The organism is Curtobacterium sp. MCLR17_058 (assembly GCF_003234705.2).
In the GTDB taxonomy this organism is placed as follows: domain Bacteria; phylum Actinomycetota; class Actinomycetes; order Actinomycetales; family Microbacteriaceae; genus Curtobacterium; species Curtobacterium flaccumfaciens.
Genome location: NZ_CP126262.1, coordinates 491,119 through 509,212, shown reverse-complemented (window position 1 = coordinate 509,212; position 18,094 = coordinate 491,119). Strand labels below are relative to the sequence as shown.

Sequence of the window (18,094 nt, the reverse complement as noted above, 5' to 3'; positions counted from 1 at the left end):
GCACGAACGGGTTGCGCTCGCGCGAGGGGTGCTCGGCGATGCTAGTACGGGATGCTTTCGGCAACCTAGGTGGTGACAGGGGCGGGTCGCGCGGGCAAGGTGGGAACGTGATCACCGTCGAACTCGCCAGGTCCCTCCGTGACACCGGCCTCCGCTGGCACCCCGAGACCGGGGACCGGTTCGTGATCGACAAGCCCGGCATCGACGACGACGTCTACACGGTGTCCGAGATGACCGTCGAACGGCACGACTCCCCCACCGGCACGATCCTCGGCTTCAACGGCACCACCGAGTGGGCGCTCGACTCGGTCACCGCCACCGAGTCGCTCTGGCTCCCCCGTGAGGACCAGCTGCGCGAACTGCTCGGGCCGTCGTTCATCGGACTGACCCGCGTGCAGGTCGGCGGTCGCGTGGTCTTCACCGTGACGGCGACGATCGGCGGGGCCGACCGCAGCTTCGCGTCCGAGGTGCCGGCGATCGCGTACGGCCAGGCACTCCAGGCCTACATCACGGCTGCGCTCGCCTGAACGGCACGCCCGGGGTCGCCGTTCCTGGGTGTTGGCGGAATGGGCGCTGAGGGGCATTTGGTTGCATGACACCATGACCGTTCCGAACATCACCCTGAACGACGGCAAGACCATCCCGCAGCTCGGCTTCGGTGTCTTCCAGATCGACCCCTCCGAGACGAAGGCCGCCACACTGGCCGCGCTCGAGGTCGGCTACCGCCACATCGACACCGCCGAGATGTACGGCAACGAGAAGGAGGTCGGCGAGGCCATCGCCGAGTCCGGCATCGACCGTTCCGAGATCTTCGTCACCTCGAAGCTCAACAACGGCTTCCACGCCCCCGAGGCGGCGCTGGAGAACGGCAAGAAGTCGGCCGACCTGCTCGGCGGCTACACCGACCTGTTCCTCATCCACTGGCCGCTGCCCACCGTCTCGGACTTCGTCCCGACGTGGAAGGCCCTCGAGGAGCTGTACCACGCCGGCACCGCCCGCTCGATCGGTGTCTCGAACTTCCAGGCGCACCACCTGCACCGCCTGCGTGCCGAGACCGACGTCCCGCCGTCGGTCAACCAGATCGAGGTGCACCCGTACCTCGCGCAGGACGACCTCCGCGCCGTGAACCGCGAGCTCGGCATCGCGACCGAGGCCTGGTCCCCGATCGCGCAGGGCCTCGTCCTCGATGACGAGACCATCACCCGCGTCGCCGCGTCGGTCGGCAAGTCCGCGGCGCAGGTCGTCCTCCGCTGGCACATCCAGCGCGGCGACATCGTGTTCCCGAAGTCGGTCACGCGTGCCCGCGTCGAGGAGAACTTCGCGATCTTCGACTTCGAGCTCTCGGACGAGGACATGACGGACATCACCGCCCTCGACAAGGGTCACCGCACGGGCCCCGACCCCGACACGTTCGACTACGTGCCGGCCTGATCGGTCCCCCACCGCACCACGTCGCGAGAGCCGTCCGGGTCAGCCCGGGCGGCTCTCGCCGTCCGTGGCCGGTCAGCGGTTGGTCGCGACCGAGGCCGTCACCGTGAACTTCGGGGTCCGGACGACCTCACGGGTCGGACCGACCAGGCGCGAGAGCACCGGCCGGTAGCGCAGGTGCGTGTTCCAGACGCACCACAGTTCACCACCGGCCTGGAGGATCGTGGCCGCGTTCCGGAACATCGCCTCGGCCGTGTCCGTGGTCACCGTGGTGTCCGCGTGGAACGGCGGGTTGCAGAGCACGAGCTGTGCGGACCCCTCGGCGAGCTCGTCGCCCGCATCGGTCCGCAGCACCGTCACCCGGTCGGCAACGCCGTTGGCCTCCGCCGTCGCGCGCGTCGACTCGACCGCGATCCGGGACACGTCGGTGGCGATCACCCGCACCGACGGTCGCCGACGAGCGACCGCAGCCGCGATGACGCCGTTGCCGCTCCCCAGGTCCACGATCGTGCGCGCGGTCGGGACCGCCTGGTCCATCGCGTCGAGCAGCACCCGCGTGCCCTGGTCGAGCGACGTCCCGGCGAACACACCCCCGTGGGCGACCAGGGTCATGCCGAGGTCGTCGACGTGCACCGACCGGGGCCAGGGGTTCGTCGTGGCGGCGCGGTTCGCCTGTGCGCGGAGCGGGTCCTGCGCGATGAGCAGTCGCGACTTGCCACGGCCTCGTGATGCCGTGACCTCGCCGAACGAGCGCCGGAGCACGTCGTTCTGCGTCACGTGCATGTACTTCACGTTGCCGCCGGAGAGCAGCACCACGTCGGGCGCCGCGAACCTCGCGACCGCGCGGGCGATCTCGTCGAGGCGATCGTGCGACTTCGAGAGCCGCAGCACCACGAGCCGCACGTCGCGGAACGCGTCCTCGAGCGAGTCGGGGTGGTGGAAGCCGCGCAGCCCGAACGTGCCGGCGTTGGCCTCGAGCGCTCGCTCCCCCACCAGGGAGTCCTGCACGACGCGGATGTCGCTCGCCCCGTACTGCGTGATGAGGCCGAGCGTCAGCACCCCGTACCGGTCGTCGACGACCGCGACCTCGCCGGGTTGGCGGAGTGCGTCCCCGTGCACGTGCGGGGCTTCGTCGAGCAGGAAGCGGTCGGTGCCGTCGATCGCGATGAGGTCGGGCGCGTCGTCGTCGCGTCGGCGGAAGAGGTCGGCGAAGTCTGGCACCGCGTCAGCGTACCCGGCGGCGGCCCGCACCGGAGCGAGTGGTGATCGCACTCGCGATATCAACAGGCTGTGTATTTCACATGTCAATACACTGGGAATCCCCCCACCAGAAGGAGCCCCCAATGGCATCCACCTCGTTCCGGAGCGCCGCAGTCGTCTGCGGTGTCCTCACCGCCTCACTCGGCTTCGGCCTGCTGACGCCCGCCGTCGCAACCGCGGCCACGACCACTCCCGCGTCATCGTCGGGCTCCACCGTGCAGGAGGACAATCCCGACTTCGACGCCATTCCCGTCGATCCCTCGCTGACAGCCCCGAAGTTCCACCAGGACTGGAGCACGCCGTTCGGCTCCCGCATCGTCGCCGGGGATGCCGGTGGGGACGACGTCTGGCTCGTCATCGGCAACACCGCCTACGACCGCTCGACGGGAGGCGGCCTGTTCTTCCTGAACGTGCAGGACCGTCACCAGGACGCCGGACTCGAGGTGATCCGGGTCCACACCGCCGCCGACGGCACCCAGACCGCGGTGAGCGCATCCCGATGCCGCGGAGCATCCGTGTCGACGGACTGCAGGAGCAGAACACGTTCACGCCGGGCACGACCCACTTCGCTGGCAGTGCGACCGCAGGAGCCACGATCGTCGCGAAGGACACCGTGTCCGGTGACACCCTGTTCACGACCGACGTCAGCAACGCTCGGAACGGCAGTGGCTCGTGGAGCGCCGACGCCGACCTCGCCGACGCCGACCACGTGATCACCCTCACGCAGACGACGCCCGACGGTCGGACCAACGAGCTGCGCGACGTCCGGTTCGCACCGTCTGCGAGCGACGCCCCGGCCGCACCCACCCTCGAGACCACGGAACGGCGCCTGGACGGCTCGTTCGTGGTGACCGGTCAGTACGCGGAGTCCGTCGGCTCGGTCGTCGTCGAAGACGCATCGGGAGCGACGATCGCCGAAGCGACCCTCACCCAGTCCGGCTACGTCGCACAGGTCGCGCAGGAACGCATCGGCTCGACGGTCTACGTCGTCGCGAAGGCGGCAGACGGGACACCCTCGAGCCGCACCGCAGCCCCGCTCGCGCAGCTCCCGACGGACGCGTCCGTGCCGAAGCCGACACTGCGCTCGGTCTACGTCCACACCGACGGCCGGGTCCAGGTCGTCGGCGAACCGGACGGCGCTCCGGGCCTGTGGATCCTCGACGGCGACCGTGTCATCGACGGCTTCTCGCGCAGCGATCTCTGGAGCTACGTCATCCGCGCGCAGGAGACCGGCAAGCAGCTCGAGATCGCGAACCTCGGGTTCGACGGGCAGGGGTTCTCGTCCCTGTCGGAGCGCGTGGCCCTCCCCCGTCTCCTGCAGGTCGACGGCATCACGGACGACAACACCTACAAGCCGGGGGCACGCGCGTTCGAGGGGACGGCCGAGGCCGGTGCGACGATCACCGCCACCGACCAGCGCGGCCGTGAGCTCTTCAAGACGCCCGTGACCGGTGCGCGCTCCGGCGTGGGGACATGGAAGGCCTCGGCCGCCCTGACCAGCACGGCCGGGTACGAGCTCACCTTCACGCAGACGACCACCGACGGCCGCACGTCCGTGATGCGGGACATCGCCTTCGAAGCCGAGGCGCAGACCGTCGCCCCGGTGACGGTCACCACCAAGACGGTGACCGCCGGCGTCTCGAACCACATCGCCGGCACCGCCACCCCCGGCGCGACATTCCGGGTCCTCAACCCCAGCGGGACCCAGATCGTCCCCGGCACCCACCAGGTCACCGCCGACGGCACCTGGTCGTTCGACCGCGTCGTCTCCAAGGGCGCCACCAAGCTCGACATCGTCATCGAACAGACCGTCAACGGCACCCCGAAGAAGTCCGGCACCTTCTCCCTCGCCGCGTCCGCGGAACGGAACGTCACGGTCACGACGAAGACGGTGACCGCTGGCGTCTCGAACCACATCGCCGGCACCGCCACCCCCGGCGCGACATTCCGGGTCCTCAACCCCAGCGGGACCCAGATCGTCCCCGGCACCCACCAGGTCACCGCCGACGGCACCTGGTCGTTCGACCGCGTCGTCTCCAAGGGCGCCACCAAGCTCGACATCGTCATCGAACAGACCGTCAACGGCACCCCGAAGAAGTCCGGCACCTTCTCCCTCGCCGCGAGCTGATCGCCGCTCCACCGCTGAACCAGAACACCCCCGGGCCCACGAGGCTCCGGGGGTGCTCTGCGTCGGGGGCGAGAGGTCAGCCGGTCGTCACCGTCGCTCCGCCGTGGGCGATCCGGACCCGTGCCGTCCCCCAGGTGTTGTGCCGGACGGCGAACCGGTTGTCCGCGTCCCCGAACCGGACCGCCACGGCCAGCGCGTGCGGTGCGGACTCGAAGTGGTTCCGCGTGATCACGCCGTGGTTCGCTCCCGCACGCACGTTCACCCCGACCCCGGTGCCACCGACCCCCACGATGCGGTTCCCACGGACCGCGACCGACGCGTTCGAGTGCGCGAGGCAGACGGCGTTGTCGACGCTCGCCTCGATCCGGTTGCGGGCGACCACCATCCCCCGAGTCAGCTTGAGCAGGATGCCCGCCTCACCCGAGGACCCGCCGCCACCGGTCACGACGTTGCCCGAGACCACTCCCGTTGCCCGTGGCCGAGTGGAACCGACGGTCGTTCCGGCACCGCTCACGATGATGGCGGACCCCGGTGCGAGACCCGGTGACCTGGTCACGGTGTTGTCCGCGATGACCAGTCCGATCGGCGCCACGCTCGTCTGTTCCCGATCGGCGGGGTCCTTCGACGGCACGGCGGCGATGCCGACCCGGCAGCCCGTCACGACGTTGCCGCGGATCTCGATGTCCTCGCCGGCGTGCGTGTCGATGCCCTCCCAAGCGGGGACGCCGTCGATCCGGTTGCCCGTCACCCGGACCCGAGCCGACCGGCGGGCCTCCGAGGGGGCGTACCGGGCGTCACGCGTCAGGGAGATGCCGTAGGAATTGACTCGACGCGCGGGCTGCCGGACATCTCGCACCGTGTTGCCGTCGATGGCCCCGTCGACGACGCCGACCCCGACGATGCCCGCGTACCCGAGGCGCTCCATGGTCGTCCCGGTGATCTCGAATCGGTCGCAGTACTCCAGGTGCACACCGTCGTGCGGGATGTCTCGGAAGTGCCCGCGTCGCACGGCGATCCCGTGCAGCGGAGCACCGTGAAGCCCCATCACCGCGATCCCGTGGCCGAGGGCCCCGCTGTCGGCACCGGCGCCCGTGATCACGGCGTCCACGATCTCGACGTCGGACACCTGCACCAGGAGGGCACTCGACCCCGTCGTCATGTGGAGGGCACCGGTGCCGGTGAACCGCAACCGCAGTGGACGCCGGACGACGAGGCTCCGCGAACGCGTCCAGGCCCGGTCGATCACGTACTCCCCTCCGGAGGGCACCGCGTCCAGTGCCGTCTGCAGGTCGTCGTCAGCGTCGCCCACCGCTTCGGTGGATCCGGGGCGTTGCCCCAGGACCACGGCCGCCGCCAGCCCGAGTCCGCCGACCACGGCAGCGACCAGCACACGACGCCGACTCCGTTCCTCTGGCCGCACCCGATCGTCCATCCTTGCCCCTGTCGTCGAGCCGATCACCCGGCCTTGCGCCGCAACACTACGGCGCGCCAGGCGCCGTGTCGAGACGTCGGAATTTCAGAATACGGAAGGCATTCTGTATCTCGCGTTGCCGCATAGTCGATGGGTTTTCAGCTCTGATATGTTGCGTTCCGATCAGGTCACACGGACCCGATCGGTACCGCCCATCCACCCTCAGAGACGAGAGAGACATCGATGACGAGACATCCCCGCAGGACCACCGCTCGCACGGCAATCGGCCTGACGGTCCTGACGATCGCCGCGACCGCCGGGCTGTCCCCGGCCGCCGCCGCTGAGCTCGACGAGTCGGAGCTGACCATGGTCGGCCCGCTCGTCACCGAGACCTCGGCGTTCGCCGGCGACCCGTCCACCCCGCGGTACAGCGCCCCCTCGGCGGCGGCGGCCGGCGCAGAGATCCCGGCGAACCGAGCGAGCACCCTGGCTGCCGCTCGGGCTGCAGCCGTGCGGTGGTCCGTCCCGGCCCCGGGAGCGGTCACCACCGTGCGGCCCCTCTCCGCCCCTGATCTCTGCCTGACGGCCGGGACCGCGTCGATCACGAGCTACTCGCCCGTCACCCTCGAGACGTGCGTCGACGGTGACGCCAAGCAGCGGTTCCGCACCGCGGCGAACACCGGCTCGAACAACCCGATCGGCACCGGCCTGCAGTCGACCTACAACCGCGGGTTCCTCGGGCTGTTCAACACCGACCGGGTGATGCGCCTGCAGTCCCAGAACGTCGCCGACCGACTGCCGAACATCGAGGACTTCACGCCCTCGTTCACCGCACGGGTCGACTCCACGGACGTCACGACGCGGAGCGCCCAGGTCTCCGGCACGGGGACCCCCGATGCGACGGTCCTCATCGACGGTCGGAACCCGCAGGTCGTCGGGCCCGACGGTCGCTGGACGGCCCGCGTCACGAACCTGCCCCTCGGCACCAGCACCCTCGAGCTCGAGCAGTACGAGGGAACCGAACGCACCGGCGCCGCAGAGCTCGAGATCACGCTGACGGTGGCACCGCTCACGTTCGAGACGACCTTCGTCGACGCCCTGTCCGATCCGGTCACGGCCAGTGGGAGCGCGCAGCCCGAGGCCGCGGTCCGCCTCTACGACGCCGCGGGGAACCAGCTCGGCGACACGGTCACGGCAGGTCCGGACGGAGCGTGGGAGACGACGATCCCCGCACCCGATGCCGGCGGTGTCCTGCGGGTCACTGCCGCACAGTTCGTCGACGGCGTCCGCGACACCGCGAACGAGGTGACCCGCAACGTCGACTACGGGGCCGCGGTGAGCATCGCCACCCCGGCCGAGGGCGCCGCCCACGCTGGCGGTTCGGTCTCGATGTCGGGTAGTGGCGAACCGGGGTCCACCATCGAGGTGGTCGAGGTGACCGCCGACGGCGAGCGCACGGTCGGTCGTAGCACCGAGGGGGTCCTGCCCAGCGGCCGCTGGTTCGTCGACACCGACTCGCTGGACCGAGCCGAGCACGTCCTGCGCGTGATCCAGGGCTCGAAGGGCGACAACACGACCACCGCACAGGTCACGATCAACCCCGGCGAGACCGGCCGCCTGACCCAGGTCCGACTCTCGGGGCCGGCGACCGTCACCCCCGGGGTGTCGAACCGGATCTCCGGGACCGGCGAACCCGGCGCGAGCTACCGCGTCCTGAACGTCTCGGGCACCCAGATCGTGCCCGGCACGCACCAGGTCGACGACGAGGGCAAGTGGTCCTTCGACCGGGTGGTGACGAGCGGTTCCGCGAGCTTGCGGTTCGTCATCGAGCAGACGAAGGGCGAACAGGGACCGGAGCGGTCCGAGCTCTTCACGATCGCTGCCAACGAGGGCTTCGCGCCGGTCGAGATCACCACACGCGCCGTCGACCCCGGCTTCGTGAACACCTTCGAGGGCACCGGCCCGGCCGGGGCGACGATGGTCGTGCTCAACGCATCGGGCACACAGATCGTGCCGGGCAGCGTCACGGTCGACCCCGAGGGCAACTGGAGCTTCGAGCGGGTCGTCTCCCGCGGCGCCACGAAGTTCGACTGCAAGTTCGCGGTGTCGGTCTCGGGTTCGGAGTACACGACCTCGCTCTTCACCGTGTACGCGAACACCCGGTGACCGTCGACTGAGGGAGGGGCGCGCGGGCTTCGACCGGGCGCCCCTTTCACATTTCACATTGATACACATATGCTGGAGAGATGAACAAGCTCAAGCCCGCTCGGTCACTCCGCGCCCTGTCCATCACCCTCGCCGCCATCGCAGCGATCACCCTGGTCCCCACGGCGGCACACGCCACCACCGGTGGCGCGCCCGACACGACCGAACGCATCCCCCTCGTGGTGGAACGGCAGGCCGACGTCTACATGCCGTTCGACCTCCGATCGGACGGCGCGGTGGTCGCGTCGGCAGGCATCCTCACCTCGTTCGAGGGCGCCGCATCGCGCGCGGCGACGGTCACCGCTCCCGCCGTCGGCAAAACAGGTCAGGTGACGTTCGAGAACGGGAAGTGCCTGCAGGCCTTCGGTCCGAACGGCAACGGGTGGACCATCGTCTCGAACTCGTGCAACTCCGCGCGCACCCTGTGGACTCGAACCGATTCGGGGGCCCTGCGGATCACGGGGACTCCCGCTCGAGCACTCGAGTACTTCGGCAACGCGAACACGATCACGGCTCGGGCCGTCACAGGCTTCGAGTACCCGGTCGGCGTCGCACCCACTCGCTGAGAACTCCCACGTACGGACAGCGGACGCCTCCGAGCAGGAGGCGTCCGCTGTCCGTCGTCGGCACGAACACCCGTGTCAGCGCGGCCCGCGGTACAGCACGATCTGCGTGTTCCGCTGCGGCCGCGACCCCGCCTTGAGCGAGATGGCCGCACCACTCGCGGTGGCGGCGAAGACCCGTGCACCGGGCCGGTTGATGAGCTGGTCGGCCAGTGCCGACTCGAGTTCGCGCACCCGGTCGCGCAGCGCCTTGTTCTCGTTCTCCAGGTCGAGCACCCGCCGGATCCCCTCCAGCGACACCCCCTCGGAGCCGAGACGCGCGATCTCGCGCAGCTGCACCACGTCGCGCATCGAGTACCGCCGCGACCCACCCCGGGTGCGGCCCGGCACGACCAGGCCGAGCCGGTCGTACTGCCGCAGCGTCTGCGGGTGCATCTCGGCGAGCTCCGCAGCGACCGCGATCGCGAAGACGGGCGAGTTCTCGTCCATGTCGGTCATGGCGCGTTCCTTTCCGTCGTCCGCGTGGGGTGGAAACCAGCCTGGAGGCTCGGTGCGGCTTCCTGACGGAGCCGCGCCGGGCCTCCAGACCGGTCTACTGCTGTGGTTGCGTGCGGGCTAGTCGCGCGCCTTGGCGAGGAGGTCCTCGCGGGGGTTCTCGTCGGGCAGCGCAGCCGCGAGTGCCTCGACGGCCTCGCGCTGCTTGTCCGACAGGTGTGACGGCACCGCGACCTGGACGGTCGCGAGCAGGTCGCCCGTGCCGTTCTTCGTCGTGACGCCGCGGCCCTTGACGCGCAGGACACGACCCGACGGTGTGCCGGGGGCGACCTTGAGCTTCACGGGCGAACCGCCGAGCGTCGGGACCTCGATCGTCGCGCCGAGCGCTGCCTCGGTGAACGTCACGGGGACGTCCACCCGCAGGTTGAGCCCGTCGCGCTCGAACACCGGGTGCTTCCGCACCGACACGGCGACCACGAGGTCACCGGCCTCACCACCGTCGGGCGAGGGCTCGCCGCGGCCGCGCAGACGGATCTTCTGACCGTCGGCGACACCCGCAGGGATGCGGACGTTCACCGGTCGACCGTTGCCCTGCGACAGCTTGACGGTGTCACCGGCGATGGCCGTCGTGAAGTCGAGGGTCGTCGACGCCGTGACGTCGCGGCCCTTCGTCGGCCCACCGAAGCCGCGGTAGCCGCCGGAGGTCTGGCCGAAGCCGCCACCCCCGCCGAACATCCCGCCGAGGATGTCCTCGAAACCGCCGGCACCGCCGGGGCCGCCCTGGCCGAAGCGGACGCGCTGTCCGCCACCGCCCTGCTGTCCGAACATCCCGCCGAAGACGTCCTCGAACCCGCCCTGGCCCCCGCCGCCCGCCGTGAAGCGAGCGCCGGAGCCCATGGCGCGGACCTGGTCGTACTCCTGGCGCTGCTCCTTGTCGGAGAGCACCGAGTACGCCTCACTGATCTCCTTGAAGCGGTTCTCGGCGGCGGCGTCACCCGGGTTGGAGTCCGGGTGGAACTGCCGCGCGAGCTTCCGGTACGTCTTCTTCAGCTCGGCGTCGGAGGCGTCCTTGGACACGCCGAGGACCTTGTAGAAGTCCTTGTCGAACCAATCCTGACTGGCCATGGATCACCTGCCTTCTTCTGTCGTCACCGTGGGGACCCGGCTCAGGCCGGGACCGCCACCGCGACCTTGGCCGCGCGGAGGACCCGCTCACCGAGCTTGTAGCCCGGCTCGACGACGTCCGCGACGGTCTGTCCGGTGGCACCCGGGGTGGGGAGCTGGACGATCGCCTCGTGGATGTTCGGGTCGAACGCCTCGCCCTTCTCGCCGATCTGCACGAGCTTGAACTTCTCGAAGCCCCCGCGGATCTTCTGGCCGATGACCTGCATCGGGCCCTCGGCGAGGTCACCGTGGGCCTCGGCCCGGGTGAGGTCGTCGAGCGCCGGCAGCAGGGCCCGCACCACTTCGGCGATGGCGACCTCGCGGTTGGCCTCACGGTCACGCTCGACGCGCTTCCGGAAGTTCACCAGCTCGGCCTGCGCACGGAGCATGTCCGCACGCATCTCGGCGACGAGGTCGCGGTCCTCGGTGCTCAGCTTGTCCTCGGCGATGCCGCGGGCGGCGTCGGCGAGCAGCGCTTCGTCCTCCGGGGAGAGGTCGTTCGCTGCATCGGCCGCCGGGCCCCCGGCTGCGGGGCCGTCCGTCGGTACTTCGACGTCGGGCCCCTCCGCCTCGATGAGGTCCTCGGGCTCGGCAGCGTTCGTGGCGTCGCCCTCGACCTGGGGCTCGTCCTCGTGGGGCGCGTTGTCCTTGGGATCCGTCATCGTTACTTCTTGTCCTTGTCGTCCTCGTCGTCCACGACCTCGGCGTCGACGATGTCCTCGTCGTCGGCCGGCTGCTCACCCGCGGGCTGCTCGCCACCGGCGGTGCCGGCTGCTGCGTCCTGCTGGCTGTAGATGGCCTGGCCGAGCTTGCCCTGCGACTCGTTGAGCTTGTCGAAGGCGGACTTCACGGCGTCGTCGTCCTCGCCCGCGAGTGCGGACTTGAGCGCGTCGACGTCGGCCTGCACCTCGGACTTGACGTCCGCGGGGAGCTTCTCGTCGTTCTCCTTGATGAGCTTCTCGATCGAGTAGACGAGCTGCTCGGCCTGGTTGCGACGCTCGTTGGCCTCGCGACGGGCCTTGTCCTCGGCAGCGTGCTCCTCGGCCTCGCGGACCATGCGCTCGATGTCCTCCTTCGGCAGCGACGAACCGCCGGAGATGACCATCGACTGCTCCTTGCCGGTGCCCTTGTCCTTGGCGGACACGTGCACGATGCCGTTGGCGTCGATGTCGAAGGTGACCTCGACCTGCGGGACGCCACGGGGAGCCGGCGCGATGCCGGTGAGCTCGAAGGTGCCGAGCGGCTTGTTGTCGCGGGTGAACTCGCGCTCGCCCTGGAAGACCTGGATCGCGACCGACGGCTGGTTGTCGTCAGCAGTCGTGAAGGTCTCGCTGCGCTTGGTCGGGATCGCGGTGTTGCGGTCGATGAGCTTCGTCATCAGGCCGCCCTTGGTCTCGATGCCGAGCGACAGCGGCGTGACGTCGATGAGGAGGACGTCCTTGCGCTCGCCCTTCAGCACACCGGCCTGCAGTGCGGCGCCGACGGCGACGACCTCGTCCGGGTTGACGCCCTGGTTCGGGGACTTGCCACCGGTCAGCGACTTGACGACCTCGGCCACGGCGGGCATGCGGGTCGAACCACCGACGAGCACCACGTGCGCGATGTCGTTGACCGAGACACCGGCTTCCTTGATGACGTCGTTGAACGGCTTCTTGGTGCGGTCGAGCAGGTCGGAGGTCATCTGCTCGAACTGTGCGCGCGAGATGGTCTCGTCCAGGTTCAGCGGGCCCTCGGCGGTGAGCGTCAGGTACGGGAGCTGGATGTTCGCCGACATCTGCGACGACAGCTCCTTCTTGGCCTGCTCAGCCGCTTCCTTCAGGCGCTGCTTGGCGATCTTGTCCGTGGACAGGTCGACGCCGTGCTCGTCCTTGAACTTCTTGACCAGGTAGTCGACGATGCGCTGGTCCCAGTCGTCGCCACCGAGGCGGTTGTCACCGGAGGTCGCGCGGACCTGGATCGTCGAGAAGTCGTCGTCCTTGCCCACCTCGAGCAGGGAGACGTCGAACGTGCCGCCACCGAGGTCGAAGACCAGGATGAGCTCGTCTTCCTTGCCCTTGTCGAGGCCGTAGGCCAGTGCGGCCGCGGTCGGCTCGTTGATGATGCGGAGGACGTTGAGGCCGGCGATCTCACCGGCGTCCTTCGTGGCCTGACGCTCGGCGTCGTTGAAGTACGCCGGCACGGTGATGACCGCGTCGGTGACGTCCTCGCCGAGGTACTGCTCGGCGTCGCGCTTGAGCTTGCCGAGGGTGCGGGCCGAGATCTCCTGCGGCGTGTACTTCTTGCCGTCGATCTCGGTGGTCCAGTCGGTGCCGACGTGACGCTTGACCGACGCGATGGTGCGGTCGACGTTCGTCACGGCCTGGCGCTTGGCGGTCTCGCCGACCAGGACCTCGCCGTCCTTCGTGAAGGCCACGATCGACGGCGTGGTGCGCATGCCCTCGGCGTTGGCGATGACGGTGGGCTCGCCACCTTCGAGAACGGAGACGACGGAGTTGGTGGTTCCGAGGTCGATGCCTACTGCACGTCCCATGTGTTGCTCCTCTTGCTTGGGGGTAAGTCGTTGGACTTGCGTCCGATGGACTCAACTCTACTCCTGAGTCGACTGGAGTCAACTTCAGGGAGGGTAACCCTGCGCCGGTCTCACTCAACACTCAGGCGTGACGGCGAGCACTAGCACGTTCGTATGTTGGTATTTCACATGATATTCTGGATGTACATGCGCCGTTGGAGTACCTCGACGGGCGTGTCCCTTCCCGCACAGCCGCCGCCGCGCGGCCTGTCCTGAAAGATGCACATGTCTCACAAGAAGAGGGCTCCCTTCGCTCTCAAGTCCATGGGTGCGGCCGGGCTGGCCGCTGCCACCATCGTGTCCGGCCTCTCCTTCGGTGCCGCACCCGCCACTGCCGCTCCCGACTCCCGGGCCAGCTCGACGCAGGCCAACGAGGTCACTGGCCTCCGGGGCAAGTTCGTCATCTCCTACGTGAACCAGGGCAACTGGTACACGGGTTACAAGGCGCCAAAGGCAGCGGGATCGGTTGTTCCGGCCGTCTACGTGTCGTCGGCGAGTAGTGCGCGTGCCGCCGCCGGCACCTGGATCATGCCGAACACAGACGCATCTGGCTCCATCCGGGCTGATGGCACGGACCTGTGCATGACCGCAACCAGCGGGATCCAGGTGACATCTGAGCGCTGCGACGGACGCAAGGCTCAACAGTTCTCATGGGTCGCTGGCGGCGCTGGGGTCGGGTCGAAGACACTCGTCTCCAACTTCAAGGCCAGCAACAACTACCTGTCGAACTGGGGTGCCAACCTCACTCCTGGAGCGACGATTCAGGCCGTCCTCGGGCGGAACGCGAGCTTCACGACCATCACGAGCAACCTGTCCCCGGTGGTGCTGGCCAAGCCATTGACCGCATCCGTGTCGAACACGAACAACATCAGCAAGAGCGCCCAGATCTCGGGGACTGCAACCCCGGGCGCGAAGGTGTCGATCGGTGCCCAAGAAGTAAAGGCAGATGCTACATCCGGAGCGTGGTCGATCACCGTTTCCGATCTTCAGGGCGGCAAGAACGACCTCGTCGTGGTCCAGACGGTCTACGGCGTCGAACACGACCGCGTCACCGTGTCCCCCGAGATCGTCGAAGGTGGCACGCTCGTCGGCGTCGATCAGGGCCCGATCGAACTCGAGCGCGGCGATAGCACGGCGGTGCCGTTCGTTGTCGAGAACCGCGAATCCCGCACGGACACCAAGGGCACGGTCGTGCTGACCGCTCCGGACGGGGCGACCTTCTCCGAGCAGGACACCGTGCAGGGCTCGTGGCGTCGCGTCGGCAACACCGCGTGGAACGCTTCCACGTCCATCCCGCTCTCGAACGGTCGCCTGTCGAACGACAACACGACCCTCACCTTCGACGTGGACTGGGCCAGTGAGCGCCCGACGAACCAGCAGTACCGATTCATGATCGACGTCACCGCTGCGGCAGATGCACCGGAGACCCCGAGCGCCATGGAGTTCGACTTCAGCGGAACGAGCAGCACGAGCGACTTCCGCGCACAGGGCTCGACCTCCACCACGACCGGGACCGGGACCTCCATCGTGGACCTGACCGCCGAGGTCGCGTCGGTCGACAGCGAGGCCCGCTCGGCAGTCGTCACCGGTACCGCCACCCCCGGTGCCGACATCTCGATCGGCGACGAGACCGCCAAGGCCGACGCCATCACCGGCGCCTGGTCCATCACGGTCGACGACCTTGAGGTCGGCGACAACGCCCTCGTCGTGGTCCAGAAGATTAACGACCGCGAGATCGACCGCAAGACCGTCACCGCGACGGTCGAGGACCGCACGGAGCTCGCCCCGATCACGCTGTCCGGTCCGACCTCGGTCACCCCGGGTCGCTCGAACACCTTCACCGGCACGGCCGAGCCCGGCGCAACCTTCCGCGTGCTCAACGTCTCCGGCACCCAGATCGTCCCCGGCATCCACGAAGTCGACGCCCAGGGCAACTGGACGTTCGACCGCGTCGTCTCCAACGGCGCGTCGAACTTCCGCTTCGTGATCGAGCAGACCAAGAACGGCCAGGTCGCCAAGTCCGAGCTGTTCACGGTGAACGCGTCGGCCCTCGCACCGGTGACCGTCACCACGCCGGAGCGCGTCACCCCGGGCCGCTCGAACACCTTCACCGGGACCGGTGAGCCCGGCGCGACGTTCCGCGTCCTGAACATCTCGGGCACGCAGATCGTCCCCGGCACCCACGACGTCGACGCCCAGGGCAACTGGACGTTCGACCGCGTCGTCTCCAACGGCGCGTCGAACTTCCGATTCGTGATCGAGCAGACCAAGAACGGCCAGGTCGAGAAGTCCGAACTGTTCACGATCAACGCCGCGGCACTCGCCCCGGTGACCGTCACCACGCCGGAGCGCGTCACCCCGGGCCGCTCGAACACCTTCACCGGGACCGGTGAGCCCGGCGCGACGTTCCGCGTCCTGAACATCTCGGGCACGCAGATCGTCCCCGGCACCCACGACGTCGACGCCCAGGGCAACTGGACGTTCGACCGCGTCGTCTCCAACGGTGCGTCGAACTTCCGATTCGTGATCGAGCAGACCAAGAACGGCCAGGTCGAGAAGTCCGAGCTGTTCACGATCAACGCCGCGGACTTCGCTCCGGTCACCGTCGCCAACCGTTCCGTCACTCCCGGTGCCGTGAACACCTTCACCGGTACCGGTGAGCCCGGCGCGAGCTACCGCGTGCTCAACATCACCGGCACGCAGATCGTCCCCGGCACCTTCGAGGTCGACGCCGAGGGCAACTGGACCTTCGACCGTGCGGTCTCCCGCGGCGCGACCGAGTTCCGGTTCGCCCTCGAGCAGACCAAGAACGGCAAGGTCGAGCTCAGCGAGCTCTTCACCCTGCCGGCCGACACCAAGTAGCACCCTGGCCCCTCCCGTCCACGCGACGGGAGGGGCCTCCCCTTCTTCCGCACGGCGCCACCGCCGAACGAACTCCTCGGAGAGGAAACCCGATGAACACCACGATCCGCCGCGGTCTCGCCGCCGCATCCATCGCCCTCGTCGCCGCACTCGGCGTCACGGCGTGCAGCTCGTCCGACGCGAAGGACCCCGCCCCGACCGCCTCGAGCACCACGAAGGCGGCCCAGACCACCTACAACGAGTGCATCGACGGGGCCGTGCAGCTCTGGGATGACGACGAGGACTCCGACAAGACGATCACGACCGAGGACTGCGCAGCGGCGAACCTCATCAGTTCCGACCGCACCTACGACCTCGGCACGATCGACACCATCACCGTCGAGGCGAGCAACGCCACGATCTCGGTCTCCTCGACGAAGAAGGTCTACTTCAGCGGGTCGAACAACACGCTCACCTACAAGGGGGAAGCGCCCAAGGTCGACGACCAGGGCAAGGGGAACACCATCACGGCAGCCGACTGAGTCCGACCGCCGACGGAATCAGGAGGGGACGGGAGCATCACTTCCGTCCCCTTCTGCGCGCCGTATTGTTCTTTCAGATGTGATGTTTTACACTGGTCCAGCAACCCGACCGGAGGCTCCTCTTGAACTACCTCGCCGTCATCCGCGCCCTCCTCTCGGGCTGGTGGATCATCGCTGGTGCAACGCTCCTCGGAGCCGGTGCATCCCTCGTCATCACGAGCGTCACCCCTCCCACGTACGAGGCGTCGACCTCGTACTACGTCTCGGTCGCCGGCGACACCTCGGCGACCGCGGGTGAGATCGCACAGGGGTCGACCGCCGCACAGCAGAAGATCAAGTCGTACATGCAACTCGCGACATCTCCCCGCGTGCTGCAGGGCGTGATCGACGAGCTCGACCTCGACACCACCCCCGCGGCGCTCGCCTCCCAGGCCACCACCTCGGTCGACGCCGGCACCGTGATCATCAAGATCGCCGTGCAGGACGGGTCCGCCAAGGCAGCGGCCACGATCGCCGAGCAGATCGGCAAGAGCCTCGCCACGGTCGTGCAGGAGATCGAGCCCGCCGGCGCCGACCAAGCGCCCTCCGTCAGACTCGAAGAGGTCACACCGGCGTCCCGACCGCTGAGTCCCATCGCCCCGCGCAAGGCCGCCGACCTCGCACTCGGTCTGCTCGGCGGTCTCGCAGCGGGCGCTGCACTCGCGCTGCTCCGCGCTGCGGTCGACACGCGCGTCCGCTCCAGTGAGGACCTGGACGGCGACGTCCCCGTGGTCGGCGACATCGCGTTCGACGCCGACGCTGGTCGGCACCCGCTGATCATCCGCGACGAGGTGAACTCGGCGCGGTCCGAGGCCTTCCGCAGCCTCCGCACGAACATCCAGTTCCTCCGGACCAGCGGCGCACCGACCATCGCCGTGACCAGCGCCAGGCCGTCCGAGGGCAAGACGACCACCACCGCCAACCTCGGGATCGCCCTGAGCAAGAGCGGCATGCGGACCGTCATCATCGATGCCGACCTCCGTCGCCCGAACGTCGCCGCCGTGATGAGCCTCGAAGGTGCCGTCGGGCTCACCGATCTGCTCGTCGGCCGCGTCGAACTCGACGACGTCCTGCAGGACTGGGGCCTGGACGGCCTCTCGGTCCTGCCCGCCGGCACGATCCCCCCGAACCCCAGCGAGCTGATCGGATCCGAGGCGATGGCACGGGTCCTCGCCGAGCTGGCCGCCAACTACGACGTCGTCCTGGTCGACACACCGCCGGTCCTCGCGGTCACCGACTCGGCGCTCGTCAGCACGCTCGTGTCGACGACCCTGCTGGTCACCGCCGCCAACCAGACGAAGCGTTCCGACGTCCGACTCGCGATCGAGGCACTGGCCCGCGTCGGCCAGCAGGTCGCCGGCATCGTCCTGACCAAGACCAAGCACAAGGCCTCCCGGAGCGCGTACTACCGCTCTGAGTACAAGAGCGCTCGCCCTTCTGACCGATGAC

The 18,094-nt window shown here is 68.9% G+C and carries 14 protein-coding genes; 8 read left to right on the top strand and 6 right to left on the bottom strand.

From position 1 onward, the window contains the following. Positions 1-107 precede the first annotated feature (107 nt). Complete coding sequence (locus DEJ11_RS02510; protein WP_111104103.1) at positions 108-527, top strand: pilus assembly protein CpaE; 420 nt, start codon at positions 108-110, stop codon at positions 525-527. Between the two features lie 73 nt (positions 528-600). Further along, on the top strand, positions 601-1,431 hold the full coding sequence (locus DEJ11_RS02505) for an aldo/keto reductase (protein WP_111104101.1): 831 nt from the start codon (positions 601-603) through the stop codon (positions 1,429-1,431). A 72-nt stretch (positions 1,432-1,503) separates the two neighbouring features. Here the strand turns inward: DEJ11_RS02505 and DEJ11_RS02500 are convergent, their stop codons facing one another. Further along, the gene (locus DEJ11_RS02500) at positions 1,504-2,649 is read right to left on the bottom strand and encodes a class I SAM-dependent methyltransferase (RefSeq protein WP_258375460.1); all 1,146 of its coding nucleotides are present in this window, start codon (positions 2,647-2,649) and stop codon (positions 1,504-1,506) included. A gap of 538 nt (positions 2,650-3,187) precedes the next feature. On the opposite strand from DEJ11_RS02500, the gene DEJ11_RS02495 reads away from it, so the two are divergent. Further along, positions 3,188-4,816: a hypothetical protein gene (locus tag DEJ11_RS02495; RefSeq protein WP_284176651.1), complete on the top strand. Its 1,629-nt coding sequence runs from the start codon at positions 3,188-3,190 to the stop codon at positions 4,814-4,816. Between the two features lie 76 nt (positions 4,817-4,892). On the opposite strand, the gene DEJ11_RS02490 is transcribed toward DEJ11_RS02495, so the two are convergent. Further along, positions 4,893-6,236: a right-handed parallel beta-helix repeat-containing protein gene (locus DEJ11_RS02490; protein ID WP_181440865.1), complete on the bottom strand. Its 1,344-nt coding sequence runs from the start codon at positions 6,234-6,236 to the stop codon at positions 4,893-4,895. A 234-nt stretch (positions 6,237-6,470) separates the two neighbouring features. On the opposite strand from DEJ11_RS02490, the gene DEJ11_RS02485 reads away from it, so the two are divergent. Continuing rightward, positions 6,471-8,393, top strand: a complete 1,923-nt coding sequence (locus DEJ11_RS02485) for an Ig-like domain-containing protein (RefSeq protein ID WP_111104095.1) — start codon at positions 6,471-6,473, stop codon at positions 8,391-8,393. An 80-nt stretch (positions 8,394-8,473) separates the two neighbouring features. Beyond that, positions 8,474-8,998, top strand: coding sequence for a ricin-type beta-trefoil lectin domain protein (locus DEJ11_RS02480; protein ID WP_111104093.1), 525 nt, complete (start codon positions 8,474-8,476; stop codon positions 8,996-8,998). 75 nt (positions 8,999-9,073) lie between these two features. On the opposite strand, the gene DEJ11_RS02475 is transcribed toward DEJ11_RS02480, so the two are convergent. From DEJ11_RS02475 to dnaK, 4 genes are all read right to left on the bottom strand, one after another. Continuing rightward, entirely contained in the window at positions 9,074-9,484 is a 411-nt protein-coding gene (locus DEJ11_RS02475) for a heat shock protein transcriptional repressor HspR (RefSeq protein ID WP_027464889.1), read from the bottom strand. A 126-nt stretch (positions 9,485-9,610) separates the two neighbouring features. Further along, positions 9,611-10,615, bottom strand: coding sequence for a DnaJ C-terminal domain-containing protein (locus DEJ11_RS02470; RefSeq protein WP_017886377.1), 1,005 nt, complete (start codon positions 10,613-10,615; stop codon positions 9,611-9,613). 41 nt (positions 10,616-10,656) lie between these two features. Further along, the gene (locus DEJ11_RS02465) at positions 10,657-11,316 is read right to left on the bottom strand and encodes a nucleotide exchange factor GrpE (RefSeq protein ID WP_082046895.1); all 660 of its coding nucleotides are present in this window, start codon (positions 11,314-11,316) and stop codon (positions 10,657-10,659) included. A 2-nt stretch (positions 11,317-11,318) separates the two neighbouring features. Continuing rightward, the gene (gene dnaK / locus DEJ11_RS02460) at positions 11,319-13,184 is read right to left on the bottom strand and encodes a molecular chaperone DnaK (RefSeq protein ID WP_071246129.1); all 1,866 of its coding nucleotides are present in this window, start codon (positions 13,182-13,184) and stop codon (positions 11,319-11,321) included. 264 nt (positions 13,185-13,448) lie between these two features. On the opposite strand from dnaK, the gene DEJ11_RS02455 reads away from it, so the two are divergent. The 3 genes from DEJ11_RS02455 (at position 13,449) to DEJ11_RS02445 (ending at position 18,093) form a co-directional block, all read left to right on the top strand. Then, positions 13,449-16,085: an RICIN domain-containing protein gene (locus DEJ11_RS02455; RefSeq protein WP_146250075.1), complete on the top strand. Its 2,637-nt coding sequence runs from the start codon at positions 13,449-13,451 to the stop codon at positions 16,083-16,085. Positions 16,086-16,177: 92 nt separating this feature from the next. Continuing rightward, positions 16,178-16,606, top strand: a complete 429-nt coding sequence (locus tag DEJ11_RS02450) for a DUF3060 domain-containing protein (RefSeq protein ID WP_111104087.1) — start codon at positions 16,178-16,180, stop codon at positions 16,604-16,606. A gap of 122 nt (positions 16,607-16,728) precedes the next feature. Further along, positions 16,729-18,093 (top strand): tyrosine-protein kinase domain-containing protein, encoded by a 1,365-nt coding sequence (locus DEJ11_RS02445; RefSeq protein WP_111104085.1) that lies wholly within the window; start codon positions 16,729-16,731, stop codon positions 18,091-18,093. Position 18,094: the final 1 nt, after the last annotated feature.

Bases quoted from the DNA above. Each gene is read 5' to 3' on its own strand.
- DEJ11_RS02505 (WP_111104101.1), top strand. From the start codon at position 601: ATGACCGTTCCGAACATCACCCTGAACGACGGCAAGACCATCCCGCAG.
- DEJ11_RS02495 (WP_284176651.1), top strand. From the start codon at position 3,188: ATGCCGCGGAGCATCCGTGTCGACGGACTGCAGGAGCAGAACACGTTC.
- DEJ11_RS02485 (WP_111104095.1), top strand. From the start codon at position 6,471: ATGACGAGACATCCCCGCAGGACCACCGCTCGCACGGCAATCGGCCTG.
- DEJ11_RS02480 (WP_111104093.1), top strand. From the start codon at position 8,474: ATGAACAAGCTCAAGCCCGCTCGGTCACTCCGCGCCCTGTCCATCACC.
- DEJ11_RS02475 (WP_027464889.1), bottom strand. From the start codon at position 9,484: ATGGACGAGAACTCGCCCGTCTTCGCGATCGCGGTCGCTGCGGAGCTC.
- DEJ11_RS02470 (WP_017886377.1), bottom strand. From the start codon at position 10,615: ATGGCCAGTCAGGATTGGTTCGACAAGGACTTCTACAAGGTCCTCGGC.
- DEJ11_RS02465 (WP_082046895.1), bottom strand. From the start codon at position 11,316: ATGACGGATCCCAAGGACAACGCGCCCCACGAGGACGAGCCCCAGGTC.
- dnaK (WP_071246129.1), bottom strand. From the start codon at position 13,184: ATGGGACGTGCAGTAGGCATCGACCTCGGAACCACCAACTCCGTCGTC.
- DEJ11_RS02455 (WP_146250075.1), top strand. From the start codon at position 13,449: ATGTCTCACAAGAAGAGGGCTCCCTTCGCTCTCAAGTCCATGGGTGCG.
- DEJ11_RS02450 (WP_111104087.1), top strand. From the start codon at position 16,178: ATGAACACCACGATCCGCCGCGGTCTCGCCGCCGCATCCATCGCCCTC.